A 22,540-nucleotide genomic window follows, 5' to 3' on the forward strand; every position below is an offset into this window, starting at 1 on the left:
CCAGTTCCCGGCGCATGCGTTCGCTGGAGAAGCCCAGGAGGGCGCGGACCAGGTGGAAGAGAAAGAGGCTGAGGTCGGAGAAGGTCCTGGGCCTGCCGGGTTTTCTCTCCCCTTCTGGCAAGCGGGCTTGGAGCCATGCCTGGAGCAGGGGGACCAGTTCCTCCAGGGACAGGGGTAGGATGGAAGGGGGCGTCTGGTGTTCTTCCACAGCTCACCAAGCGCCCCCTTTTCCTTTGGCTTGTCAAGGGGGTATGCATTGAATATCCGAAAGGGGGGGGGATGGTTAAGGTAAAATCTTTTTATGCAAAAGGCTTTTCTGATAGTTCTTGCCGCCTTGACCCTGGGTCTCCTACTTGCGGAAGGAATAGCCCAAGGCCCCTCCCCCTTAGGCTGTGGGCTGGACGTGAAGGACTGCCCTTACATGCCCCTGTAGTAGAGGTGGCACCGGCCCTTGCCCTTATCGTACCCCTCGTGGGCGCTTTCCTCCTCATAGGTGCTGCACCGGGGTTGGGGTTCCCCCTAGCTTTGGGAATAGGGCTGCTTCACTGGGGCAAGGCCTTTTACCCCCAGGGTTTCCTATGGTTAGCCTTTCTTCCCGGCCTTCTTCGCGCCCTAGCCTTACCTTTTCCTTCCTGGCTCCCAGGATGGGCCCTAACCTCTGGACTCCTTTTGCTCTATGGACTTTTCCTGGCCGCTAAAAAACAACCCTTTTCCAGCCTCTTTCTCCTGCCTATAGCCCTATGGCTAGGCCCGCTTGGCCTTTTCCTGCTAGGGCTCTTGCACGGGTTTAGCCTCCTCGAGGAGGCCCATAGGCGTGCCCAGGAACGGGGGGAAGGGTTTTGGACCCCCCTTTCCGCCCTATGGTTCCCGGGGATCCTAGGGCTCCTGCTGGCAGGCCTGGCCTTTCTCCCCCTACCCCCCCCCACCTTTCCCCTGCCTGCCTTGAACCCGCCTAGCCTCCAGGCATCCCCGGAAGCGAAATCCCATCCCGGAGAGGAAGTAGCCTACCAAGCTCCCGAGGAGGGGTTTTCCCCCTGGGTGGCCTTCCTCAACCGGGCCTTGGTCTATGCCCAACCCCTGGCCCTATTCCTGCTTCTTCTGGCCCTTCTGCCCCTTTTGGGCCGGGGGGAAAGGCTCCCTTGCCGGGGGCTTCACCTTTTGCCCCTGGTGCTGGCCCTTTTGGCCCTGGGCCTCTTCCTCCTCTACCTGGGCACCCTGGGAGGTGGGGAAAGCCTTCTGGGAGGCACCCCCACGGCCCCCATGCCCGCCCCTTCCCAGGAGAACAGCCCAAAGGAGGCCATACCGGGCCCCAGGAGGTTAGGCGAGGTGGGAATGGCCCTGGCGGGGCTTTCCGCTCTGGTCACCCTAGGCCTTCTTTCCCTCCTGGCCCTCCTGGTTTGGCGCCACCGGGAAGGGGAAAGGCCGGAGGCCGATCAGGAGATTGAAGCCAAGTCCCTGAGGTCTTTCCGGGAAGCCCTTCCCCAAAGCCGGGTGCGGCGGGCCTATTTCCAGGCCCTGAAGGCCCTAAAGGCCCTGGGCCTCCCCCGCCTGGCCTCCGAGGGGCCCCTGGAGTACCTGGAGAGGATTTCCCCTTTGCTCCCAGGATTAAGGGAGTCCCTTTCGGAACTCACCCGGCTTTACCTGCCCGTGCGCTACGGGGGAAAGGCTGGGGAGGAGGAGGCAGAAAGGGCAGAAGCCCTCTTGGAAGATATCCTTAGGCTATGTTCCTCAGCCGTATCCAAAGGGCCCTTTCGGGCCGGGTCCTCCTGAGGGAGGAAACCCTCAGGCTCTCCCTGGCCACCCTGCTTTCCGGGGGGCACCTCCTCCTGGAGGATGTGCCCGGCACGGGGAAAACCACCTTCGCCAAGGCCTTGGCCCGGGTGTTGGGCCTTTCCTTTAGCCGCATCCAAATGACCCCGGACCTTCTGCCCCAGGACCTCACCGGGGTCTATTTCTACCGGGAAGGAAACCTGGAATGGCAGAAGGGGCCCATCTTCAGCCAGGTCCTTTTGGTGGACGAGCTCAACCGGGCCACCCCTAGGACCCAGTCCGCCCTCCTCGAGGCCATGGGAGAAGGCCAGGTGACCCTGGAGGGAAAGACCCATCCTTTGCCCGAACCCTTTTTCGTTCTGGCCACGCAAAACCCGGTGGAGGAGGAGGGCACCTACCCCCTGCCCGTGGCCCAGCGGGACCGGTTCACCGCCCGACTATCCCTGGGCCATCCCGACGAGAAAGCCCTTCTCCAGGCCCTCAAGGAAAAGGAGCCCCTAGAGGGCTTGGAGGCCGTGACCCAAGGGGAGGAGATCCTAGCCCTGCGCCAGGAGGTGCGCCGGGTGGGGGTGACGGAGGAGGTACTGGACTACCTCCTGGCCTTGGCAGGCTGGCTCAGGAACCGGGAGGAGGTACGGCTCGGGCCCTCCCCCAGGGCCCTTTTGCAGGTGGAGCGCCTGGCCCAGGCCCTGGCCTTCCTGGAAGAACGCCCCTTTACTATACCCGAAGACATCAAGGAGGCCTTCCGGGCCGCCATCCCCCACCGCCTTATCCTCAGGCTAGAAGCGGAGCTTTCCGGAGCCAGCCCAGAAGGGCTGGTGGCGGAAGCCCTCAGGGCGGTTCCGGCCCCGGTGGAGAGAGCCTAGGCATGGAAGGAGCCAACGGTCTTGGGGAAACCGCCTTCGGCCTCTTATCCCTGGCCCTCCTGCTGGCCCTTTGGCGGGCACCTGGGTTCGCTCGGGTCCGGGTGCGGACCCAAGGCCTACCCCCAGGCTTTCCCGGCAAGGAAGGGGAGGGGCAGGTAGAGGTGGAGGTATATTCCCCCCTTCCCCTCTTTTTTCGCCTGGAGAACCTACCCTCAGCCCCCTTGGGCTTAGAACCCCGGGGCCTCTCTGGGGTGGCCTGGGGAAGGATGCGGGTACAGCTTCCCCTCCCTTACCGCTACCGCCGGCGGGGGGAACACCCTGTGGGCCTCACCCTGCTTTTGAAAAGCCCTTTGGGCTTAGGGGAGAGGCTTCTGAGCCTCGAGGCGGGAAGGGCCTTGGTCTACCCCTCCCTGCGGCCCCTACCCCCCTATGAGCCCGCCCCCAGCTTCTTCCTGGAGGGCAAAACCGAGCCCTTCGGCCTTCCCGATCCCCTCGAGGCCAAGGGCCTCCGCCCCTACCAGCCTGGGGACCCCTTGCGCCTCCTGGCCAAGCAGGCAAGCCTCCGCCAGGGCCGCCCGTTCGTACGGGAGGTGGAAAAGAGCCTTCTAGGAAGCCTCTTCCTCCACCTGGACACCCAAAGCCTCCACCCCGCCTACCTGGACCATGCGGCAAACCTCGCCGCCTGGCTCCTTCTCCTGGCGGAGAAAAAGGGGGCTCAGTATGGCCTTTCCGCAGGAGAGGCCCTGCCTTTGGAACGGGGAAAGGCCCACCTGGTAAGGGCCCTTTCGCTCCTAGCCCGCCTAGAGTCCACCCAAACCCCCTCCCTTCCCCCCAAAGCCCCTCCTGGAAGCACCTACTTCCTCATCACCCAGGCGGCGGAGGAAGCTTTCTTGCGGGCGGCCTTGAAAGGGGCCGCCCAGGCCCGGCAGGGAATCCTCCTCCTGCTTCCCGAAGGCTATTTCCTCTATCCGGGGGAGAAGGGCCGGGTGGCCTTGGGCAAGACCCCGGGCCTGGCCCGGGCCCTGGCCATGGAGGGCCTTCTCCTGGCCCACGGGCTTGAGCTTCGGGTGGTGCGAGGCCACCAGGCCCTGGTCTTATAACACCCCCCTCAACCCCCTTGACAAGTTCCCGGAGGGGGAAAATAATGAGCCTCGGTTTGACACTCTCACCCTTTGAGCGTCAAAGGAGGGAGTGGATATGGCTGCGGAGGTGAAGACCGTGATCAAGCCCCTAGGCGACCGGGTAGTGGTGAAGCGGATTGAGGAAGAGCCCAAGACCAAGGGCGGCATCGTGCTCCCCGACACCGCCAAGGAGAAGCCCCAGAAGGGCAAGGTGATCGCGGTGGGCTCGGGCCGCGTCCTGGAGAACGGGCAGAAGGTGCCCCTCGAGGTCAAGGAGGGGGACATCGTGGTCTTCGCCAAGTACGGCGGCACCGAGATCGAGATCGACGGCGAGGAGTACGTGATCCTCTCCGAGCGCGACCTTTTGGCGGTCCTGAGCTAAGGAGGTGAACCATGGCGAAGATCCTGGTATTTGACGAGGCAGCCCGCCGGGCGCTGGAGCGCGGCGTGAACGCGGTGGCCGATGCGGTGAAGGTAACCCTTGGCCCCCGGGGCCGGAACGTGGTCCTGGAGAAGAAGTTCGGCTCCCCCACCATCACCAAGGACGGGGTGACGGTGGCCAAGGAGATCGAGCTGGAGAACCACCTGGAGAACATCGGCGCCCAGCTCCTCAAGGAGGTGGCCTCCAAGACCAACGACGTGGCGGGTGACGGCACCACCACCGCCACCGTGCTGGCCCAGGCCATCGTGCGGGAGGGCCTGAAGAACGTGGCCGCCGGCGCCAACCCCCTGGCCCTCAAGCGGGGCATCGAGAAGGCGGTGGAGGCGGCGGTGGAGAAGATCCGCTCCCTGGCCATCCCCGTGGAGGACCGCAAGGCCATTGAGGAGGTGGCCACCATCTCCGCCAACGACCCTGACGTGGGCAAGCTCATCGCCGACGCCATGGAGAAGGTGGGGAAGGAGGGGATCATCACGGTCGAGGAGTCCAAGAGCCTGGAGACCGAGCTGAAGTTCGTGGAGGGGTACCAGTTCGACAAGGGGTACATCTCCCCCTACTTCGTCACCAACCCCGAGGCCATGGAGGCGGTCCTGGAGGACGCCTTCATCCTCATCGTGGAGAAGAAGGTCTCCAACGTGCGCGAACTCCTCCCGGTGCTGGAGCAAGTGGCCCAGACCGGCCGGCCCCTCCTCCTGATCGCCGAGGACGTGGAGGGCGAGGCCCTGGCCACCCTGGTGGTGAACAAGCTGCGGGGCACCCTGAACGTGGCCGCGGTGAAGGCCCCCGGCTTCGGCGACCGCCGCAAGGAGATGCTGAAGGACATCGCCGCCGTCACCGGTGGCACGGTGATCTCCGAGGAGCTGGGCTTCAAGCTGGAGAACGCCACCCTCTCCATGCTGGGCCGGGCCGAGCGGGTGAAGATCACCAAGGACGAGACCACCATCGTGGGCGGCAAGGGCAAGAAGGAGGACATCGAGGCCCGCATCAACGGCATCAAGAAGGAGCTGGAGACCACCGACAGCGAGTACGCCAAGGAGAAGCTCCAGGAGCGCCTGGCCAAGCTGGCAGGCGGCGTGGCCGTGATCCGGGTGGGTGCCGCCACCGAGACCGAGCTCAAGGAGAAGAAGCACCGCTTTGAGGACGCCCTCTCCGCCACCCGGGCCGCGGTGGAGGAGGGCATCGTGCCGGGCGGCGGCGTGACCCTCCTGCGGGCCATCAGCGCCGTGGACGAGCTCCTGAAGAAGCTGGAGGGTGACGAGGCCACCGGGGCCAAGATCGTGCGCCGGGCCCTGGAGGAGCCCGCCCGCCAGATCGCCGAGAACGCCGGCTACGAGGGCTCCGTGGTGGTGCAGCGCATCCTCTCCGAGACCCAGAACCTGCGCCTGGGCTTCAACGCCGCCACCGGGGAGTACGTGGACATGGTGGAGGCGGGCATCGTGGACCCCGCCAAGGTGACCCGCTCCGCCCTGCAGAACGCGGCCTCCATCGGCTCCCTCATCCTCACCACCGAGGCGGTGGTGGCCGAGAAGCCCGAGAAGAAGGAGACCACCCCCGCGCCCGCGGGCGGCGGGGACATGGACTTCTAAGCCTAGCCGCCTAGCCCAGGGCCGGGCCTTGGCCCGGCCCTGGGGTTCTTGTAGCGCCCCCTAGGCAAGGGGAACACCAGCAAAACAAGGCTTCAGGCCCTAGCCAGGCCCTCCACAGGAGGGGCCAAGGGCGCTTTGGCACGCCCTCTGAGCAGTCGTTCCCCGTTCAGAAAGGCACCACCTCCTCCCTGGCCCCACTGCCCCCGTTTCCCTGGAGGAAGGCCTCCCGGTCGGGCAGCAGGCGGGCGGGGAAGCCCTCGGCCTCGAGGACCCCCATCACCTCCTCCGCCGCACGCACCTCCTTTAGGGCGAAGAGGGCCTCCCCGAAGGGCCCCTGTACCCGCACGTAGAGGGGCAGGGGGCCGGGATGCTCGTCCAGCAGGCTCTTCAAAAGGGCCACCCCCCGCTCGTCCAAGAGGGCGTGGTCCACCTCCACCTCCAGGGCCCTGGGGGCCTCCGCCACCTCCTCGTGGGTCCAGACCGCCTGGGCGATAACCCTGAGCCCCCCCTCCTCCCGCTCCACCTCCGCCAGCACCAAGAGGGGGGTGTCCTCCTTGAGCTTGGGGGAGACGCCCTCGTAGGCCCGGCCGAAGGTGACCACCTCCAGGGCCCCCGTCTCGTCGGAAAGGGTGAAGCGGGCCATCATCCCCCCGCTTCGGGTGGGCTTGCGCACCACCTCCTCCACCATGCCGGCCAGGAGAACCCGCGTGCGGGGCGGAAGTCCGCGGACGAACTCGGGAAGTTCCTCCAGGGGGCAGCTGGCCACCTCCCTGAGTCCGGGGTAGCGGAGCACGGGGTGGCCGGAGACGTAGATGCCCAGGGCCTCCTTCTCGTAGCGCAGGCGGGTGATCTCGTCCAGGGGGGGCGCCTCGGCCAAGGGGGGCTCCTCCACCTCGGCGAAAAGGCCCATCATCCCCGAGCGCGCCCGCTCCCGGCTTTCCGCAGCCCACTTCAACAGGGGCTCCAGGGAAGCAAGAAGCCTCGCCCGCTCCCCGAAGGCGTCAAAGGCCCCCGCTTTGATGAGGGACTCCAGGGTGCGCTTGTTCACCACCTTTTCGTCCAGACGCTTGAGGAAGTCCCCCAGGCTCCGGAAAGGCCCTCCGCGCTCCCGCTCCTCCAAAATGGCCTCCGCCGCCCCCTCCCCCACGTTCTTCACCGCGGAGAGGCCGAAGAGGATCTCCTCCCCCACCACCTTGAAGTCAAAGCCCGAGCGGTTGATGTCCGGGGGCAGGACGCGGATACCCATGGCCCGGGCATCGCGGATGTACTCCGCCACCTTGTCGGAGTCGTGGCGCTCCACGGTGAGGAGGGCGGCCATGAACTCCACCGGGTAGTGGGCCTTCACGTAGGCGGTCTGGTAGGAGAGGAGGCTATAGGCGGCGGCGTGGCTCTTGTTAAAGCCGTAGTTGGCGAAGGCCTCCAGCATGTCAAAAAGCCGGTTGGCCTCCTCCTCCGGCACCCCCCGCTCCTTGGCCCCCCGCACGAAGCGCTCCCGATGTTTTTGCATCTCCTCCACTTTCTTCTTGCCCATGGCCCTCCGCAGAAGGTCCGCCTCCCCCAAGGAGTACCCGGCCACCGCGGAGGCGATCTGCATGATCTGCTCCTGGTAGACGGGAATGCCGTACGTCTCGTCCAGGATGGGCTTTAGGTACTTCTCCGCATGGGGGAACTCGGTGTAGGTCACGGGTTCTTGGCCGTGGTGGCGGCGGATGTAGGTGGGGATGTGCTCCATGGGGCCAGGGCGGTAGAGGGAGACCAGGGCGATGATGTCCTCAATCCGCCTGGGCTTAAGCCCCCGCACCGTGGCGGTCATGCCCCCGGATTCCAACTGGAACACCCCCTTGGTCTCCCCCCGGGCGAGGAGGGCAAAGGTCTTGGGGTCGTCCAGGGGAAGGGCATCGTAGTCCAGCTCTACCCCCTTGGACTCCTGGACGATCCGCTTGGCCTCCTCCAGGAAGGTGAGGGTGCGGAGGCCCAGGAAGTCCATCTTCAAAAGGCCCAAGGCCTCCACCGCCCCCATGTCGTACTGGGTCACGGGGCGGCCTTCCTGGTCCCGCATGAGGGGAACCAGGTCCGTGAGGGGCTCGGCGGCGATGACCACCCCGGCGGCGTGCACGGAGGCGTGGCGGTTGAGGCCCTCAAGCCGCATGGCCACCTCGAGGACCTCCCGGATCTTGGGGTCCTTTTCCATCTCCGCCCTGAGCTCGGGCACCACCTGGATGGCCTCGGCCAAGGGCTTGGGCTTACCGAACTGCACGGGGATGAGCTTGGCCAGCTCCTCCGCCCGCTTGTGGGGGATGCCGTAGACCCGGGCCACGTCCTTCAGGGCCGCCTTGGAGGCCAGGCTCCCGAAGGTGCCGATCTGGGCCACCCTTTCCTTCCCGTACCGCTCCCGCACGTACTGGATCACCAGGTCCCGCTTGCGGTCGGAAAAGTCCGTGTCTATGTCCGGCATGGACACCCGCTCGGGGTTCAAGAAGCGCTCAAAGAGGAGGCCAAAGCGCAAGGGGTCAATGTTGGTGATGCCCACGGCGTAGGCCACCAGGCTCCCCGCCGCCGAACCCCGTCCGGGCCCCACGGAAACCCCGTTCTTCCTAGCCCAGTTGATGTAGTCCTGGACGATGAGGAAGTACCCGGGGAAGCCCATGCGCTCAATGACGCCAAGCTCGTAAAGGGCCCGGTGGAGGATGGCCTCCGCCGTCCACTCCCGCACCCCCTCCAAGGGGGGAAGCCCGGCCAGAAGCTTTTCCCAAGCCCCCTTCTCCACCTGGGCCAGGGCCTCGGCCAGGGCCTGCCCGTCCCCGTGGGGCGGGAGCTTCCCCAGGCGGCGGAAGACCTCCCGGTAAAACTCTGGGGTGATGCGGTCGGGGTAGCGGCCCAGAAGGCCCTTTAGGGTGAGCTCCATGAGGTACTGGGCCTCCGTGCGCCCTTCGGGGAGGGGGAAGCGGGGGATGCGGTAGACCATCTTGTCCCCGATGGGGAGGTCCACGTTGCACATGCGGGCGATCTCCGCCGTATTGTCAAAGGGCTCATCCCCCCACTCCGCCTCGGGGAGCATGGCCCGCATCTCCTCGGGGGTCTTCACGTAGAACTCGTCGCAGGGAAAGCGCCAACGCTCGGGGTCGTCCAGGGTGCTTTTGGACTGGATGGCGAGGAGCACCTCGTGGGCCCGGGCATCCTCCCTGCGCACGTAGTGGCCGTCGTTGGTGGCCACCATGCCCAGGCCGTACCTGCGGGCGAACTCCTTGAGGACCTCGTTGACCTTCTTCTGCTCGGGAAGGCCGTGGTTTTGGATCTCAATGAAGAAGCGGTCGCCGAAGATGGAAAGGTACTCCTTGAGCCGGGCCTCCGCCAGGTCCAGGCGGTCTTGCAGGATGAACTGGGGAATCTCCGCCCCCAGGCACCCGGAAAGGGCGATGAGGCCTTCGGCGTGCTCCCTTAGGATCTCCCGGTCAATGCGGGGTTTCTCGTAAAAACCCTCCAGATAGGCCCGGCTCGCCAGGCGCACCAGGTTCTGGTAGCCCCGGAAGTCCTTGGCGAGGAGGGTGAGGTGGAAGTACCCCCCGTCCAGGCCCTTGCCCCGCTTGCGGTCGTGGCGGCTTTCCGCCGCCACGTAGGCCTCGTACCCGAGGATGGGCTTCACCCCCAGCTCCGTGGCCTTCCTGTAAAACTCCACGGCGCCGAAGAGGTTCCCGTGGTCGGTGATGGCCAGGGCGGGGTCCTCGGGGGAGACCTCCTTGACCCACTTGAGGAGGTCCTCAAGCTTGGCCGCCCCGTCCAGGAGGGAAAACTGGGTGTGCTGGTGCAGGTGGGCGAACCGGAGTTTGTGGCCCATACCCTCCCATGCTAGCTTGACGCCCCCCGGCCCGGGGGGCAAAGTGAGGAAGATGACCTTGGGGGAGCTTCGGGAAGAAGTCTGGAACGCCCTGGCCCGCCATGGGCTCGCCCTCCACCCCACCCCGCCCCACGGCCACCACCCCAACTTCCTGGGGGCCAGGAAGGCGGCGGAACGCCTCATGAAGACCCCGGAGTTCCAGGGAGCCAAGGTGCTCCTGGCGGGGATGGACGCGGTGCTGAAGCCCCTGCGGGAGGAGGCCCTGAGGCAGGGGAAGGCCCTCATCCTGCCCCATCCCGACCGCGGGGGGGAGTTTCTGCTCCTCAAGGACCTGGACCCCAGGCGGCTCAAACGGGTGCGGGAGGCCTACCGCTACGGGGTGCGGGTGGCCCTCGAGGGGCAGCCCATTGACCTGGTGCTCATCGGGGCGGTGGCCGTGGACGAGGAGGGAGGCTGGGTGGGCAAGGGCTACGGCTTTCCCCAGGCCTGGCTCCAGGTGGCCGCCCCCTTCGCCACCCTGGCCCACCCCCTCATGGTCTATCCCCAGCTCCCCGTACCCCCCGAGCGCCGGGTGGACCTGATCGCCACCCCCCAGCGCCTCATCCGGCCCTAGAGGGCAAACTCCTGGAGGAGGCCCTCGAGGTCCAAGGGCTCCCGCTGCCCCAAGGCGGGGTAGACCTCGGGGTAGCGGGGAAGGTAGGCCTTGAGCCGCTCCTCAAAGGTGGGGAGCTGGGCCTTCCAGAAGACCCCGGTGGGAATCCGCTCCCCCCACTCCACGGCCTTTTCCTGGAACTGAGCCATTTTGCGGTCCAGCTCCTCGGGGGTAAGCCCCTCGGGCACCAGGGGGTCATAGCCCTCCTCCTGGAGCCTGTAGAGGCGGGGAGCAAACCACTCCTTGGTGTGCAGGTCGTTGTAGGTGGGGCAGGGCTGGAGGACGTGCAGGAAGGCCAGGCCCGGGTGCTGGATGCCCTCCTTGATGAGCTCCTTCAGGCCCTTCACGTCGTAGGCGTAGCCCCGGGCGATCCAGGTGTAGCCCGCGGCGAAGGCCAGGAGGAGGGGGTTGATCCGGCCCTGGGGGTTGGGCTTGGGCAGGCTCTTGGTCTTCTCCCCTAGGCCCAGGGTGGGGCCGGCCTGGCCCTTGGTGAGGCCGTAGACCTCGTTGTCGTAGAGGATGTAGAGCATGTCCACGTTGCGCCGGCCGGCGGCCACGAAGTGCCCCGCCCCGATGCCCAAACCGTCCCCATCGCCGCCCACGGCCACCACGGTGAGGTGGGGGTTGGCCAGCTTGGCCCCCTGGGCCACGGGCAGGACCCGGCCGTGCAGGGTGTGGACCCCGTAGACGTTCAGGTAGTGGGGGGTCTTGGCCGAGCAGCCGATGCCCGAAAAGACCACGGTCTGGGAGGGGTCCTTCCTCAGCTCAAAGAGGGCCATCTGCAGGGCGGAGAGGATGCCGTAGTCCCCGCAGCCCGGGCACCAGTCGGGCTGCTTCTCCGCCTTGTAGTCCGCCAGTTTCAGCTCCAGCATCCTAGACTCCTTTCCGCAACACCAGGCGCTCGGGGGCCTGGCCCGAACGCACCGCCAAAAGGGCCTCCACCGCCTCGTCCAGGGTGATGGGGCGGCCGTTGTACTTCACCACCCGGTGGTGCACCCGCTTGAGGGTTTCCTGCTGCACCAGGTCGGCCAGCTGGCCGGAATAGTTGTGCTCCACCGTCACCAGGCGCTTGCCCTCCAAGAGGTGGGCGATCTCGGGGAAGGGCCAGAGGAGCCTCAGGTGCAGGTACCCCACCCCGGGCAGGCTCTCCAGGGCCTCCAGGAGGGTGCCCTTCACCGTGCCCCAGCCTAGAACCAGCACCTCCCCGTCCCGGTACAGGGTGTACTGGTCCTCCAGGGGAATCTCCTTGCGGGCGGTGAGGAGCTTTTGCATGCGCTTTTCCATCTGCATCTCCCGCAGGACGGGGTCCTCGGTGATGTGGCCCTCGAGGTCGTGCTCGTCCGAGGTCATCCAGTAGAAGCCCCCGGGGGTGCCCAGGGGGACGAAGGGGGAGATGCCGTCTTCGCTTGGGGCGTAGCGGTGATAGGGACCGAAGCCCTCGGCCCTGGGAGAAACCCGCTTTTCCCCATCCAGGGAGAGGACCCTAAGGGCCTCCTTGGGCAGGCTCTGGGCCATGGAGGCCAGGAACTTGTCCAGGAGGTGGACCACCACCGTCTGGTAGCGCCAGGCCCAGGCCAGGGCCTTCTGGGCGTCCAGGAAGGCGTCCTGGATATCCCCCGAGGCCAGGACCAGCCGGGGGTACTCCCCGTGCCCGCCCCGCAGGGCAAACATCAGGTCCCCCTGCTCCGTGCGGGTGGGCAGGCCCGTGGAGGGCCCGCCCCGCTGGTAGAGGGTCACCACCAGAGGGGCCTCAATCATGCCGGCGAAGCCCATCCCCTCGGCCATGAGGCTGAAGCCTGGGCCGCTGGTGGCGGTGGCCGCCTTGGCCCCGGTGAGGGCCGCGCCCACGGCCATGGTCACCGCGGCGATCTCGTCCTCCGTCTGGACCACGGCCACGTCCGCCCCCTGGAAGGCGGTGTGGGCCTCGAGGTAGGTGGACTCGTCCGTGGCCGGGCTGATGGGGTAATAGGTCTGGAAGCGAAGCCCCCCGGCCAGCTTCCCCAAGGCCGCCGCCTGGGCCCCGGTGAGGTAGACCCGGCCCGGGCCCCAGCCGTTAAGGTGCAGGGAGAAGGGAAGCTTGGGCACCTCCTCCCGGTAGACGGCCTCGGCCACCTGGCGGTTCAGCTCCAGCACCTTGCCCCTGAACTGCAGGGCCAGGGCCTCGGCCAGGGGCTCCAGGGGGAAGCCTAGGAGGCGGAGACTTGCCGCCACGGCGATGGTGTTCAGGGTGCGCCTAGCCTGCAAGGAGGGCACCCCAAGCCCGGCCCCAATGCGGTCGGCCACCTCCTCAAAGGGGTAGGGCAAGGGCTGCACCCCGGCCTCCACGTACACCTGGAGGACCTCCTTGAGGCTGGGGTCAAGCCGGCCCAGGCGCCGGGAGAGGTCCTCCGCCACCCGGTGGTCCAGCATGGGGAGCTTGTGCACCGTGAGGTCCAGCACCCGGGGGTCGTAGAGGAGCACTCCCCCAGGCCGCACCTCCTCCAGGTGGCGGACCAGGGTCTCCCCGTCCAGGGCCACCAGGAAGTCCACCTTTTCCCGGAAGGCCTGGACAGGTTTTCGCGAGAGTCTCACGTCCAGGTAGGAGTGCCGCCCCATGATGTTGGAGTGGTACTCCCGCTTGGTGGCCACCCACCACCCCCCCTTGGCCACAGCCCGGGCGAACAGGGTGGCCGCGGTCTCTATGCCGCCCCCTTGGGGGCCGCCCACGCGCCAGGTGAACTCATCCATAAGCCCTCCTTTGCTCTCTGATACCCTACTCCTTAAGGGCCCACCTTGCCTAGGGACTTTCGCCCAAAGGGGGCTTTAGGCCCTCAGGGAAGGGGGTTATTCCTCCTGGTCCGCCTGGTGCAGGCGCTGTCCCCAAAGGCTTTTGGGGGCATGGTGCTCCAGCACCAGGGCCCGCACCTCTGGGTCTTGGATGCGCTCCGCGGCGTAAAGGGGATGGTGGCGGCGCACCTGGAAAGCCCCCCAAAGCCCCCGCCGCAGGGGGTAAGGGGGGACCGGGGGGGCATAGAGGCCGGTGAGCACCCGTTCCAGGGGGCGGTAGGGCCTTAAGGCCTTGCCGGCATCGTGCAGGAGGGCGGCGCGCACGGCAAAGTCAGGGGCCTCAGGGTGGGTGGCCAGGAGCCTCTTGGCCACCCGCACCGCGTGGGCCCGGTCCCGGGGGTCCATGGCCAGGTAGAGGGCCCGTTCCTCCCCCTGGAGGAAGGCCAGGGCGAAGGCATCCTCAGGCATCTCCTGGCCGGGAAAGAGGGCCCGGAGGAGGCGGGAAAGCCGCCCCTTCAGGCGCCCCAGGCTCGCCCTCCCCACGGGGGCTAGATGAACTTCTTCAGCATGTTGGCGATCTCCTCGGGCTTCTTGGGGTCCACCTTGCCCTCGGAGACCTCGGCGGCGCAAACGTTTAGGAACTCATGCAGGATAAGGGTGGCCGCCGCCTCCATGGCCTTTTTGGTGGCGGTCATCTGGGTGAGGACCTCGTCGCAAGGACGCCCTTCCGCCACCATCTTCTGCAGGCCCCGCACCTGGCCCTCAATCCGCCGGAGGCGCTTCAGGATGTTCTCCACGGTCTCGTTTCCCAGCTCGGTGGTCTTGGTCATGGGGGCATTATATACCATTACCCCCTATGCTGTCCTCGCTCACGGGTTCCTCGGCCTCGAGGGCTCTGGACCTGCGCACCCAAAGAAGCCTGGCCCCCAACAGCCGGGCAATCTGGGTAAGGCGCTCACCCGGGTCCTCCTCGGAAGGGACCTCCTCCTTTTCCTCCTCCCAAAGGGCCTCCCTCAAGGGGGCTTGGTCCTGGGGTTCCGGCCCGCCTGGGGGAGCTTCTGGGGTACGGGTGGAGGGTTTGGGCGGGGGGGAAGGCCGGGCCGGGCTAGGCTCTAGGGTTTTTTTTTCCAGGATAAAGGCCACCTCCGCCACCCCGAAGTGGGCCTGGATGAGGGGGAGGAGGACCTCCCTCTGCTCCTCCGCCTTTTTGTAGTGGAAGGCCTTGCCCTCGGGGAAGCGGAGGAGGAGGGTCTGCCCCTCCAGGGCGGGCTTGGCCTCACGCACGAAGGCCCGGAGGGTGGGCCGCAAGGCCTCCAGGAAAGCCCGCCAGCGGGCGGAAAGGTCGGGCTGGGGCGCCTCCACAGAGGGCGCGGGGGGCCTAGGAGGCGGGGCAGGGGCCAGGGGGTCAAACTCGGGCAGGGGAGGCCTTTCCGCTACCGGGGGCACAGAGGCAGACGGGGCAAAGGCCCCCAGGAGGGCCGCCTCCAGGGCCAGGAGGTCCGCGCGTTTGGCCAGGCGCTCCAGGGCCTCATCCAGGTGGGTAAGGGCCTTTAGGATGGCCTCCGGGGGCAGGGGAAGGGGGGTCCCGGGGAGGCCGTGGGCGGCGTAGAGGGCCTCCCGCAGGACCTCCATGAGCCCCCCCACCAGGCTCCGGGGGGCAAAGCCCTGGGCGTAAAGCCCCCGGGCCGCCTCTAGGGCCTTTGGCACCTCCCCTTGCGCCAGGTGCCGGACCAGGCGGAAGAGGGCCTCCCGAGGGGGCAGGCCCAGGGCCTCCTCCACCCTGGCCTGGGTGAGGGGGCCCTCGAGGAGGAGAAGCCGGTCCAGGAGGCTTTCCGCATCCCGCATGGCCCCATCCGCCAGGCGGGCCACCAGGCGCAAGGCTCCCTCCTCCGCCTCCCGGCCCATGCCCTCCAGGATGCGCCGGAGCTTGGCGGCGATCTCCTCCTCGGTAAGGCGGCGGAAGCGGTAGTGCTGGGTGCGGGAGAGGATGGTGGGGGGCATGCGCTCAGGCTCGGTGGTGGCGAAGACAAAGAGCACGTGGGCCGGAGGCTCCTCCAGGGTCTTCAGGAGGGCGTTGAAGGCGCTTTTGGAGAGCATGTGGGCCTCGTCCAGGATGAAGACCTTCCTGGGGGCGGAAAGAGGGGCCAGGAGGATGCGCTCCCTGAGCTCCCGCACGTCCTCCACGGAGTTGTTGCTGGCGGCGTCAATCTCCAGCACATCGGGGTGCGCCCCCTTCTGCACCGCCTGGCAGTGGGCGCAGGCCCCGCAGGGGGGGTCTTCCCCCTGGCAGCCCACGGCCATGGCCAGGAGCCGGGCGGTGGTGGTCTTCCCCACCCCCCGGGGCCCGGAGAAGAGGTAGGCATGGGCAAGGCGTCCCTCGCGGATGGCCCGCATGAGGGGCTCCTTCACGTGCTCCTGGCCCACCACCTCGGCGAAGGTGAGGGGGCGGACCCGGCGGTAGAGGGCGCTCACAGAGGCTAGTATAGGGCGTGGTGCGGAGCTTCCTCTCCCTTCACGTGAAAGCCCCCCTGGAGGAGGTCCTGGCCTTCGCGGAGGGGCGGACCGGGGGGGCGGGGGTCTACCTGGTGCCCGACCCCCCCTGGGTGAGCCTCTACCCCGAGGCCCTCGAGGCCCAGGAGGACCCGGAGGCCATCTGGGCCTTCCTGCTGGACCTCTCCCGCCTGGGGCCGGCCCTGGCCTTCCTGGTCCTGGCCGAGGAGGAACTCCTCTTCCTCCTGGCAGAAGGGGGGGAGGTGGTGGCCGAGCTGAGGAAGGGCCCTGAGCTGGGGGAGGCCCTCCTGGCCCCCGAGGCCCTTAGGCCCCTCCTGGAAAGGGCCCGGACCATGCCCCCGGTGAGCGCGGTCCAGGCCCTGGCCGGCCCCTTTGGCCTCCACCCCGACCACGCGGCTTTGGGCTTTTTGGACCTCCTGGAGGCGGAGGAGGAGGAAGGCCTGCCCGAGGAGGTGATCTACCTTGAGTGAGCCCCTTTTGGTCAAGGCGGGCGGAAGCCTCCGGGGGGCTGAGGAGCTCCTGGACGAGCTGGCCGCCTACCCCGGCCCCCTGGTGGTGGTCCATGGGGGCGGGCCCGAGATCGGCGCCCTCCTGGCCCGGCTGGGCTTTGAGAGCCGCTTCGTGGGGGGGCTGAGGGTTACCCCCCCGGAGCAGCTGGAGGCAGTGGAGATGGCCCTCTACCTCACGGGCAAGCGCCTGGCCGAGGGGCTTTCCCGGAGGGGGCGGAAGGCCTTGGCCCTCTCCGGGCGGGACGCCCTTTGCCTCCTGGGCCGGCCCCTGCCCGAGCTGGGCCGGGTGGGTGAGGTGGTGGGGGTGGACGCGGCGCTCCTCCGCGACCTCCTGGAGAAGGGCTACACCCCCCTTCTTGCCCCCATCGCCCTGGACCAGGAGGGCCCCCTAAACGTGAACGCCGACACCGCCGCAGGGGCCGTGGCCGGGGCCCTGGGCTGGCCCGCGGTCTTCCTCACCGACGTGGAAGGGGTCTACCGGGACCCCCAGGACCCCACCACCCGCCTGGCCCACCTCACCCCCGCCATGGTGGAGGCCCTGCGGGCGGAAGGAGTCCTCCAGGGGGGAATGATCCCCAAGGTGGCCGCAGCCCTGGCCGCCCTGGAGCATGGGGCCCCCTGGGCGGCCATCGCCCGGGGAGAGCGGGGGGTACTTGGGGCTGTACTCCGGGGAGAGACGGGCACCCGCTTCACCCATTAGGGAGGAGGCCCAAGAAGGCCCGCATGAAGGCAGGGAGGTCCTTGGGCCCCTGGGCAGTGACCAGGTTGCCATCCACCACCACCCCCTCCTCCTGGTAGAGCCCCCCGGCGTTGAGGAGGTCGTCCCGGATGGAGGAAAACCCCGTCACCCTGCGGCCTCGCACCAGCCCGGCACTCACCAGCACCCAGCCCGCGTGGCAGATGGCCCCCAGGGGCCTGCCCTCCTCCGCCACCCGGCGCACCAGGGAGAGCACCTCCGGGCTCCGCCGCAGGTAGTCCGGGGCAAACCCCCCGGGGATGAGGAGGCCTTGGAGCTCCGGGGCCTCCCTGGCGGCCACCTCGGCCCGCCAGGCCAACCCCGACTTGCCCCGGTACTCCCTGGCCTCCGGCCCGATGACCACCGGGGCATAGCCTGCCTCCTCCACCCGGTAGTAGGGATAGATGAACTCCCGCTCGTCAAAGAGATCCGCCAGCAGAATCCCCATGCGCCCCACGCCACACCTCCAGGAACTCCTTGAGGATATTCCCCGTGACCCCCCAGATGTCCACCCCCCGCCAAGGAAAGTGCCACACCTGGCGCCCCAGGCGCACCTCGCTCCAGGGATCCACCCGGAGGAGCTCGAGCAGGGGGGCCAGCAGGACCTCGGCCACCTCATGGGGGTTGGGAGCCAGGGGCGGGAGGTCAGGGCGGAAAACCACCACGGGCTGGACCAGAAAGCCCTGGGGGGAAAGGGCCGGGGAAAGGAAGCCCAGGGGCTCGACCCCCTCCAGGCCCACCTCCTCCGCCGCCTCCCGCAGGGCGGCCGCCACCGGGTCCTCTCCCGGCTCCACCACCCCCCCGGGGAAGCTCACCTGCCCGGCGTGGGTAGGCAGGTGGGGGCTCCGCCGGGTGAGGAGGAGCACCTCCCCCAGGAGGGGAACCGCCACCGCCGCCAGACGGAAACCCGCAGGGGGGGTCAGGCCTGGCGGCAGGCCCTGAGGGAGCGCCGCCTTAAGGCGCTCTCGGGGTCCAGGCCCTGTTGGACGAAAAGCCCCACCAGGTTCCAAAGTGCCTCCTCCAGGTCGCCCCGTTCCAGGGCTCTCCTCAGCCCCTCCTCGCTTCCCGGCTCTATCCCCTTCTTCTGCAGCTCGTAGGCCCGGAGCAGGGTGGGCAGGTGCTTAGGCAGGCTGCAAGGGGCCTCCTCCTTCCCCTCCTCTGCCTTTAGGGCCTCCCAGCGGGCCTTAACCTCCTCCGGGGTGTGGGCGGTGGCCTCGCCGAACACGTGGGGGTGGCGGCGGATGAGTTTTTCCACGATTCTCCGCTCCACCTCCGCGTAGGTGAAGCGCCCCTCCTCCTCGGCAATGACGCTGTGGAAGGCCACCTGCAGGAGAACATCCCCCAGCTCCTCGGCCATCGCTTCAGGCCGACCCTCCAGAAGGGCATCCGCCGCCTCTGCGGCCTCCTCCAGAAGGTAGGGCACCAGGCTCTGGTGGGTCTGGGCCCGGTCCCAGGGGCAGCCCCCGGGGCCCCGCAGGCGGCGCATCACCTCAAGAAGCCGCTCCATGCCCCCCATTCTCCCTTAGGAGAAGCCCCCCGGCCAGGGAAAGGCCCACCAAGAGCAGGGAGAGGGCGTCCAATGGGGCGGGCTCCAGCACCAGCCCCCCCGGGCCCGGAGCGGGCAGGCCGGTGGTACGGCTCAGGAGAAAGAGGAGGAGAAGGGTGCCCACCAGATAGCGCCCGGCCCGGATCCAGGGAGCCCCTAGGGACACCTCCAGGAGGGGGAGAAGGAGGAGGGAGAGGCCAAACCCCAGCTCCAGGGCCAGGAGGAGCATGAAGAGGAGGCCATACCAGAAACCAGGGGTCTGAAGGGCCAGGGCCATGTCCTGGGCCCGGAAGACCTCGCCGCAAAGCCCCCCACCTAGGGGGGTGTCGCCCATGCCCAGAAGCTGGAGGAAGAAGGGCAGGACCAGGAGGATGCCGGCCAGGCGGAGCATCCCCCCCATGCTACCGGTCCCGGCGGGCAAAGCGTAGGGCGCCGAGGAGGGCGGCGGCCAAGCCCGCCAGCACCAGGTAGCCAAGCCCCCCCAGGGCCCCCACCGGCCCCAGGCGCTCCGCCACCAGGTAGCCCAGGGGCCCGGTGAGGACGGGGGCCTGGAGGCTAGACAGGAGGCCCACCCGGTAGACCTCCTGGGGGTTGAGGAGGAGGGCCAGGGTGAGGAAGCCCTCCAGGGGATAGTCCCTAAGCCGCACCGCCAGGGCCACCACCAAGGGCCCATAGAGTACGTTGAGAAGGCCGAAGAGGCCAAAGCCCAGGCCCAAAGCCCGCCGCTCTTCCAGGAGAAGGGCGGAAAGGAGGGCGGAAAGCCCCACCCAAAAGACAAGAAGCCCCACCCCGGAAAGGAGGAGCCAAAGGGTGGCCCCGCCCAGCCCCAAAAGCCCCGCCCCCAGGAAAAGCCCGGGGAGGAGGGGAAGGGCCAGGCCCAGGAAGACCCCCAGGGCCCCTTCCAGGAAGGCGTGGAAGGGACGAGCAGGAAGGCCGAGGAGGAAGGCCCATTCTTCCCTCGAGGCCAGAAGGGGCACCCCCAGGGCCAGGACCAGGGGGGGCAGGAGGAGCATGAGCCCCGAGTAAAGCCCCACCAGCCCCACCCCTTCCCCCCGGCCCTGGAAGCCCAGGGCCAGAAGGGGGGGCAGGAGGAAAAGCCCCAGGGTCCAGGGGTTGCGGCCGACTTCCTTCAAAAAGAGGGGGGTCATGGGGCCTTGGGGGGAGGGGGGAAGAAGTCCGTGGGCACCCAGGGGCGCCTGGCCCCCTCCTGAAGGGCCTCCTTCCAGGTGAGAACCCTCCCCCCCTGGCGCTCGGGACGCTCCCTAAGGTGCCGCTCCAAGGCCTCCCGGCTGGCAAAGGCCAAAAGCCCCGAGCCCATGGGGGTGCGCACCCTGGGGTGGTGGTAGAGGAGGGCCTTCTCCGCGGGCACCCACTTGGGCTCGCTACGCAGGCTTGCCCCATGGTCGGCCAGGTAGACCTCCTTGGCCGTGAGGGAAGGCCCTCCCCAGCCGTTCAGCTGGTCCAGGAGGCAGGCGGGGTCATCGTAGAAGAAAGCCCTGCCCTTTGGGTTCACCGCCTGGGCGGCGTGGCGGGCGTCCAGGATGGTCATGAAGCAGTAGGGGCAGGCCTCCACCCCCACGCGCAGGCCCCGGGGGGCGGCCAGGGCCCCGGGGAGGACCCCGGCCAGCACCCCCAGGAGGAAACGGCGACGGTCCATGAGGGGAGTTTAGCGCCCGAGAAGCCCCGCGTGCCGGGCCAGAAGGGCCACCAGGTTCATCTCCGGCAGGGGGGCCAGGTCCCAGAGGGTCTGGAAGCTGTAAAAGCGCTGGCGGCCGTGCTGGGCCTTGTGGCGCTCGGCGAACTCCTGGGCGGCCTTGGCGCTGGCGAAGGCCAGGAGCCTGGCGTTCATCACCACCATCATCTTCTCCCCCCAGTAGTAGGTGGCGCTCCGGGCCGGCACCAGGCGCACGCTCTCCTGGGGGCGGGCGGGGTCGTAGGCCCCCCGGTCCGTCACGTAGAAGGTGGCCCCTTCCCCGTCGCGAAGCCCGTGCACCCAGGCGTAGTTCACCATGCAGGCGATGCTCTCAAAGTGGAGGGCTTCCACCACCTGCTTGGGGTCGTGGGGGGCAGGCCTTGGCTTCTCAAAGGCGATCTGGGCATAGGTCTGCTCAAAGAAGCCCCTGGGGAAGGTGCGGCCCCGCCACTGCCCCTCAGGGGTCCTGATGGGCATCTCGCAGAAGGCGCACTGCCCCGTATCCCAGGGAATGGGCCTAGGGGGCACCCGCTCCCCCACCGCCGGGGACTCCTGGGCCATCTGGGCCAGCCCCGCTCCCGCGAAGGCCAGCCCGCCCAACGCCTTCAGCACCTCACGCCGGTTCCTCATAGAGCACCTCCATTAGCCAGGGGAGGCGTTCTCCCCTTGGGCCCAGAACTTGGTCCGGAGGGCCCTCCTCCAGAAGGCTCCCCCCCTTGAGGAGCACCAGCCGGTCCGCCCGCTGGGCCTCCTCCACGTGGTGCAGGGCCAGGAGGACCACCCCCCGCTTCTCCCCCACCCAGGCCCAGAAGCGGGCCCGCCCCTTGGGGTCCAGGGCGGCGGTGGGCTCGTCCAGGAGCCAGATGGGGGGATCGCCCATGAGGGCGGCGGCCAGGGCCAGGCGCTGGCGCTGCCCCCCGGAAAGCTCCCCCACCCGCCGCCCCAGGAGGGGGCCAAGGCCCATGCGTTCCAGGGCCTCCTCGAGGGCCCCCCTGCCCAGCCCCTTCACCCGCCTGGCCCCCTCCAGCACCTCCCCCACCCGCAGATGGGGAAAGAGCCGGGGATTCTGGGGCAGGTAGGCCCGCAGGGCCAGGGCCCGGGGGTCCCGGGGGGCGTACCCCAGGAGGCGGGCCTCTCCCCCCTCGGGCCGAAGCCGCCCCGCCAGGAGGGCCAAAAGGGTGCTCTTCCCCGCCCCGTTGGGCCCCAGGAGGCCCACCACCCCCTCCCTGGCCTCGAGGCTCACCCCAAGGAGCCGCCTACCCTTCCTCAGGCCCGCCACCGCCACCACAGCCCACCTCCCAGAAGCCCCAAAAGGACCCAGCCCATCACCCACCCCCCCTCCCTGGGCAGGGGCCTGGCCTTGGGGTCGGCCAGGGCCAAAAGCCTCAGGCCCGGCACCTGGGCCTCGGCCGCCTCCCAGAGGACCACACCGGGGGAAAGGGCGAAGAGGGAAAGCTCCGGCTGCCGGGCCAAGAGGAGGGCGAAGCTCCCCGTGGGCAGGTGGGGCACGGGAAGGCCGCTGGCCCGGTCGTACCGGTTCCCCGCCACCTGGGCCTTGGCCTGGGGGTCGTCCACCAGGAGGTCGTAGAGGTTGCCCTGGAAGCGGTTATTGGCCACCCGCGCCGAGTTCGCCCCCCTTTCCCGGGTGAGGCGCAAGGCGGTGCCATTTTCCTGGAAGGCGTTGCCCAAAACCCCCACCCCCTGGGCGTCCATGAGCACCAGGCCTATGGTGTTCTGGAGGAAGCGGTTTTCCTCCACCCGGGTGCCCCGCTCATCCTGCACCAGAAGGCCATAGCCCACCGGGCTTTTATGCCCTTCCAGCCGGTTTCCCCGCACCAGGTTTTCCGCCCCGTGCATCACGGCGTTGCCCACCCCGTTCCCCCGGGCCAGGTTCCCCTCCACCCGCACCCCCCAGGAAAACATCACGTGGAACCCGTAGCGCCCGTTCCCCTCCAAGAGGTTCCCCTGAACCACAAGCCCCGGGCTGTACTCGGCGTAGACGCCGTCCATGTACCCCCGGAGGTGGTTGGCCTCCAGCCGGAGATTGGGGCTACGGTAGGCCAGCACCCCCGGGGAAGACCCCAACCCCCGGGCCTTAAGCCCCCGCACGGCCACGTCCGGAGAGTCCTCCACCCGCACCGCCGTGGGGGCCCCTTCCACCTCCACCCCCTCCAGGAGGCACCCCCGGCACCCCTTTAGGTAGAGGGAGGCATCCGGCTCAAAAAAGTCGTCCCCAGGACCAGCCCCCACCACCTTGAGCCCCCGCACCCTTAGGCCAGGGGCCGAAAGGACCAGGGTGTGCCCCCCCTTCCCCCGGACCACGGCCCCGGCCCCCTCCACCACCAGACCCGGGATGGTGAGGACCAAGGGTCCCTCCACCTCCCCCGAAAGGCGCAGGGTGGGGGCCGCCAGCCCGGACAGGGCCAGGACCAAGAGGGAAAGGAGGGCGCGCATCCTCCCCAGGGTAGGGAGGGAGGCCGGGACATTCGTACTTTTGGGGAGGCCAGAGT

At 68.4% G+C, this 22,540-nt stretch carries 23 protein-coding genes and 1 pseudogene; 8 read left to right on the plus strand and 16 right to left on the minus strand.

Features of this window, described 5'->3' with window-relative positions; genetic code table 11:
* Positions 1–208: pseudogene (locus tag B128_RS12225) on the minus strand (hypothetical protein); the annotation flags it as partial.
* An 830-nt stretch (positions 209–1,038) separates the two neighbouring features.
* Between B128_RS12225 and B128_RS13130 the strand changes: the two are divergent.
* From B128_RS13130 to groL, 5 genes are all read left to right on the plus strand, one after another.
* Positions 1,039–1,770 (plus strand): DUF4129 domain-containing protein, encoded by a 732-nt coding sequence (locus B128_RS13130; RefSeq protein WP_245537220.1) that lies wholly within the window; start codon positions 1,039–1,041, stop codon positions 1,768–1,770.
* On the plus strand, positions 1,722–2,636 hold the full coding sequence (locus B128_RS0104130; protein WP_018111010.1) for an AAA family ATPase: 915 nt from the start codon (positions 1,722–1,724) through the stop codon (positions 2,634–2,636). Before B128_RS13130 ends, B128_RS0104130 begins: the two co-directional genes overlap by 49 nt.
* 2 nt (positions 2,637–2,638) lie before the next feature.
* Complete coding sequence (locus B128_RS0104135; RefSeq protein WP_018111011.1) at positions 2,639–3,736, plus strand: DUF58 domain-containing protein; 1,098 nt, start codon at positions 2,639–2,641, stop codon at positions 3,734–3,736.
* A gap of 97 nt (positions 3,737–3,833) precedes the next feature.
* Complete coding sequence (groES, locus tag B128_RS0104140) at positions 3,834–4,139, plus strand: co-chaperone GroES (RefSeq protein ID WP_018111012.1); 306 nt, start codon at positions 3,834–3,836, stop codon at positions 4,137–4,139.
* A gap of 11 nt (positions 4,140–4,150) precedes the next feature.
* On the plus strand, positions 4,151–5,782 hold the full coding sequence (gene groL / locus B128_RS0104145; protein ID WP_018111013.1) for a chaperonin GroEL: 1,632 nt from the start codon (positions 4,151–4,153) through the stop codon (positions 5,780–5,782).
* Between the two features lie 166 nt (positions 5,783–5,948).
* On the opposite strand, the gene dnaE is transcribed toward groL, so the two are convergent.
* Complete coding sequence (gene dnaE, locus B128_RS0104150; RefSeq protein WP_018111014.1) at positions 5,949–9,617, minus strand: DNA polymerase III subunit alpha; 3,669 nt, start codon at positions 9,615–9,617, stop codon at positions 5,949–5,951.
* Between the two features lie 52 nt (positions 9,618–9,669).
* On the opposite strand from dnaE, the gene B128_RS0104155 reads away from it, so the two are divergent.
* Complete coding sequence (locus B128_RS0104155; protein ID WP_018111015.1) at positions 9,670–10,230, plus strand: 5-formyltetrahydrofolate cyclo-ligase; 561 nt, start codon at positions 9,670–9,672, stop codon at positions 10,228–10,230.
* Here the strand turns inward: B128_RS0104155 and B128_RS0104160 are convergent.
* From B128_RS0104160 to dnaX, 5 genes are all read right to left on the minus strand, one after another.
* Positions 10,227–11,141, minus strand: coding sequence for a 2-oxoacid:ferredoxin oxidoreductase subunit beta (locus tag B128_RS0104160; RefSeq protein WP_018111016.1), 915 nt, complete (start codon positions 11,139–11,141; stop codon positions 10,227–10,229). The two genes, B128_RS0104155 and B128_RS0104160, sit on opposite strands and share 4 nt — an antisense overlap.
* A 1-nt stretch (position 11,142) precedes the next feature.
* Positions 11,143–12,996: a 2-oxoacid:acceptor oxidoreductase subunit alpha gene (locus B128_RS0104165; protein ID WP_018111017.1), complete on the minus strand. Its 1,854-nt coding sequence runs from the start codon at positions 12,994–12,996 to the stop codon at positions 11,143–11,145.
* Positions 12,997–13,092: 96 nt separating this feature from the next.
* Positions 13,093–13,554: an HD domain-containing protein gene (locus tag B128_RS0104170; protein ID WP_040683569.1), complete on the minus strand. Its 462-nt coding sequence runs from the start codon at positions 13,552–13,554 to the stop codon at positions 13,093–13,095.
* 29 nt (positions 13,555–13,583) lie between these two features.
* Positions 13,584–13,865, minus strand: a complete 282-nt coding sequence (locus tag B128_RS0104175; RefSeq protein WP_018111019.1) for a metal-sensitive transcriptional regulator — start codon at positions 13,863–13,865, stop codon at positions 13,584–13,586.
* A 7-nt stretch (positions 13,866–13,872) separates the two neighbouring features.
* Entirely contained in the window at positions 13,873–15,507 is a 1,635-nt protein-coding gene (gene dnaX / locus B128_RS0104180; protein ID WP_018111020.1) for a DNA polymerase III subunit gamma/tau, read from the minus strand.
* Positions 15,508–15,524: 17 nt separating this feature from the next.
* Here dnaX and B128_RS0104185 point away from each other — a divergent pair, with 17 nt between their 5' ends.
* Positions 15,525–16,016 (plus strand): hypothetical protein, encoded by a 492-nt coding sequence (locus B128_RS0104185; RefSeq protein WP_018111021.1) that lies wholly within the window; start codon positions 15,525–15,527, stop codon positions 16,014–16,016.
* Positions 16,009–16,755, plus strand: coding sequence for an acetylglutamate kinase (gene argB, locus B128_RS0104190; protein WP_018111022.1), 747 nt, complete (start codon positions 16,009–16,011; stop codon positions 16,753–16,755). The genes B128_RS0104185 and argB overlap by 8 nt, the downstream gene beginning before the upstream one ends.
* On the opposite strand, the gene B128_RS0104195 is transcribed toward argB, so the two are convergent.
* Genes B128_RS0104195 through B128_RS0104235 form a run of 9 tightly spaced genes read right to left on the minus strand, consistent with a single transcriptional unit; the run spans position 16,745 to position 22,484 of the window.
* Positions 16,745–17,248, minus strand: coding sequence for a type 1 glutamine amidotransferase domain-containing protein (locus tag B128_RS0104195; RefSeq protein ID WP_018111023.1), 504 nt, complete (start codon positions 17,246–17,248; stop codon positions 16,745–16,747). The two genes, argB and B128_RS0104195, sit on opposite strands and share 11 nt — an antisense overlap.
* The gene (locus tag B128_RS0104200) at positions 17,211–17,681 is read right to left on the minus strand and encodes an NUDIX hydrolase (RefSeq protein WP_018111024.1); all 471 of its coding nucleotides are present in this window, start codon (positions 17,679–17,681) and stop codon (positions 17,211–17,213) included. The genes B128_RS0104195 and B128_RS0104200 overlap by 38 nt, the downstream gene beginning before the upstream one ends.
* Before the next feature lie 29 nt (positions 17,682–17,710).
* Positions 17,711–18,307, minus strand: a complete 597-nt coding sequence (locus tag B128_RS0104205) for a MazG family protein (RefSeq protein ID WP_018111025.1) — start codon at positions 18,305–18,307, stop codon at positions 17,711–17,713.
* Positions 18,282–18,728: a hypothetical protein gene (locus B128_RS0104210; protein ID WP_018111026.1), complete on the minus strand. Its 447-nt coding sequence runs from the start codon at positions 18,726–18,728 to the stop codon at positions 18,282–18,284. Before B128_RS0104210 ends, B128_RS0104205 begins: the two co-directional genes overlap by 26 nt.
* A 10-nt stretch (positions 18,729–18,738) precedes the next feature.
* The gene (locus B128_RS13330) at positions 18,739–19,485 is read right to left on the minus strand and encodes an ABC transporter permease subunit (protein ID WP_018111027.1); all 747 of its coding nucleotides are present in this window, start codon (positions 19,483–19,485) and stop codon (positions 18,739–18,741) included.
* Positions 19,482–19,994: a nitrous oxide reductase accessory protein NosL gene (locus B128_RS0104220; protein ID WP_018111028.1), complete on the minus strand. Its 513-nt coding sequence runs from the start codon at positions 19,992–19,994 to the stop codon at positions 19,482–19,484. Before B128_RS0104220 ends, B128_RS13330 begins: the two co-directional genes overlap by 4 nt.
* Before the next feature lie 9 nt (positions 19,995–20,003).
* Positions 20,004–20,660 (minus strand): nitrous oxide reductase accessory protein NosL, encoded by a 657-nt coding sequence (locus B128_RS0104225; RefSeq protein ID WP_018111029.1) that lies wholly within the window; start codon positions 20,658–20,660, stop codon positions 20,004–20,006.
* Positions 20,644–21,318 (minus strand): ABC transporter ATP-binding protein, encoded by a 675-nt coding sequence (locus B128_RS13335; protein ID WP_018111030.1) that lies wholly within the window; start codon positions 21,316–21,318, stop codon positions 20,644–20,646. The genes B128_RS0104225 and B128_RS13335 overlap by 17 nt, the downstream gene beginning before the upstream one ends.
* On the minus strand, positions 21,297–22,484 hold the full coding sequence (locus tag B128_RS0104235; protein WP_018111031.1) for a NosD domain-containing protein: 1,188 nt from the start codon (positions 22,482–22,484) through the stop codon (positions 21,297–21,299). The genes B128_RS13335 and B128_RS0104235 overlap by 22 nt, the downstream gene beginning before the upstream one ends.
* Between the last annotated feature and the right edge of the window lie 56 nt (positions 22,485–22,540).

The sequence above is a fragment of the Thermus igniterrae ATCC 700962 genome (genome assembly GCF_000376265.1).
GTDB classification, from domain to species: Bacteria; Deinococcota; Deinococci; order Deinococcales; family Thermaceae; genus Thermus; species Thermus igniterrae.

What these genes read in the sequence shown, in the direction of transcription:
- B128_RS0104135 (WP_018111011.1), top strand. Translation starts at nt 2,639, where the DNA reads ATGGAAGGAGCCAACGGTCTTGGGGAAACCGCCTTCGGCCTCTTATCC.
- dnaE (WP_018111014.1), bottom strand. Translation starts at nt 9,617, where the DNA reads ATGGGCCACAAACTCCGGTTCGCCCACCTGCACCAGCACACCCAGTTT.
- B128_RS0104165 (WP_018111017.1), bottom strand. Translation starts at nt 12,996, where the DNA reads ATGGATGAGTTCACCTGGCGCGTGGGCGGCCCCCAAGGGGGCGGCATA.
- B128_RS13330 (WP_018111027.1), bottom strand. Translation starts at nt 19,485, where the DNA reads ATGACCCCCCTCTTTTTGAAGGAAGTCGGCCGCAACCCCTGGACCCTG.
- B128_RS0104220 (WP_018111028.1), bottom strand. Translation starts at nt 19,994, where the DNA reads ATGGACCGTCGCCGTTTCCTCCTGGGGGTGCTGGCCGGGGTCCTCCCC.
- B128_RS0104235 (WP_018111031.1), bottom strand. Translation starts at nt 22,484, where the DNA reads ATGCGCGCCCTCCTTTCCCTCTTGGTCCTGGCCCTGTCCGGGCTGGCG.
- B128_RS0104205 (WP_018111025.1), bottom strand. Translation starts at nt 18,307, where the DNA reads ATGGGGGGCATGGAGCGGCTTCTTGAGGTGATGCGCCGCCTGCGGGGC.
- B128_RS0104155 (WP_018111015.1), top strand. Translation starts at nt 9,670, where the DNA reads ATGACCTTGGGGGAGCTTCGGGAAGAAGTCTGGAACGCCCTGGCCCGC.
- B128_RS0104225 (WP_018111029.1), bottom strand. Translation starts at nt 20,660, where the DNA reads ATGAGGAACCGGCGTGAGGTGCTGAAGGCGTTGGGCGGGCTGGCCTTC.
- B128_RS0104210 (WP_018111026.1), bottom strand. Translation starts at nt 18,728, where the DNA reads ATGCTCCGCCTGGCCGGCATCCTCCTGGTCCTGCCCTTCTTCCTCCAG.
- B128_RS0104175 (WP_018111019.1), bottom strand. Translation starts at nt 13,865, where the DNA reads ATGACCAAGACCACCGAGCTGGGAAACGAGACCGTGGAGAACATCCTG.
- B128_RS0104160 (WP_018111016.1), bottom strand. Translation starts at nt 11,141, where the DNA reads ATGCTGGAGCTGAAACTGGCGGACTACAAGGCGGAGAAGCAGCCCGAC.
- B128_RS0104130 (WP_018111010.1), top strand. Translation starts at nt 1,722, where the DNA reads ATGTTCCTCAGCCGTATCCAAAGGGCCCTTTCGGGCCGGGTCCTCCTG.
- groL (WP_018111013.1), top strand. Translation starts at nt 4,151, where the DNA reads ATGGCGAAGATCCTGGTATTTGACGAGGCAGCCCGCCGGGCGCTGGAG.
- groES (WP_018111012.1), top strand. Translation starts at nt 3,834, where the DNA reads ATGGCTGCGGAGGTGAAGACCGTGATCAAGCCCCTAGGCGACCGGGTA.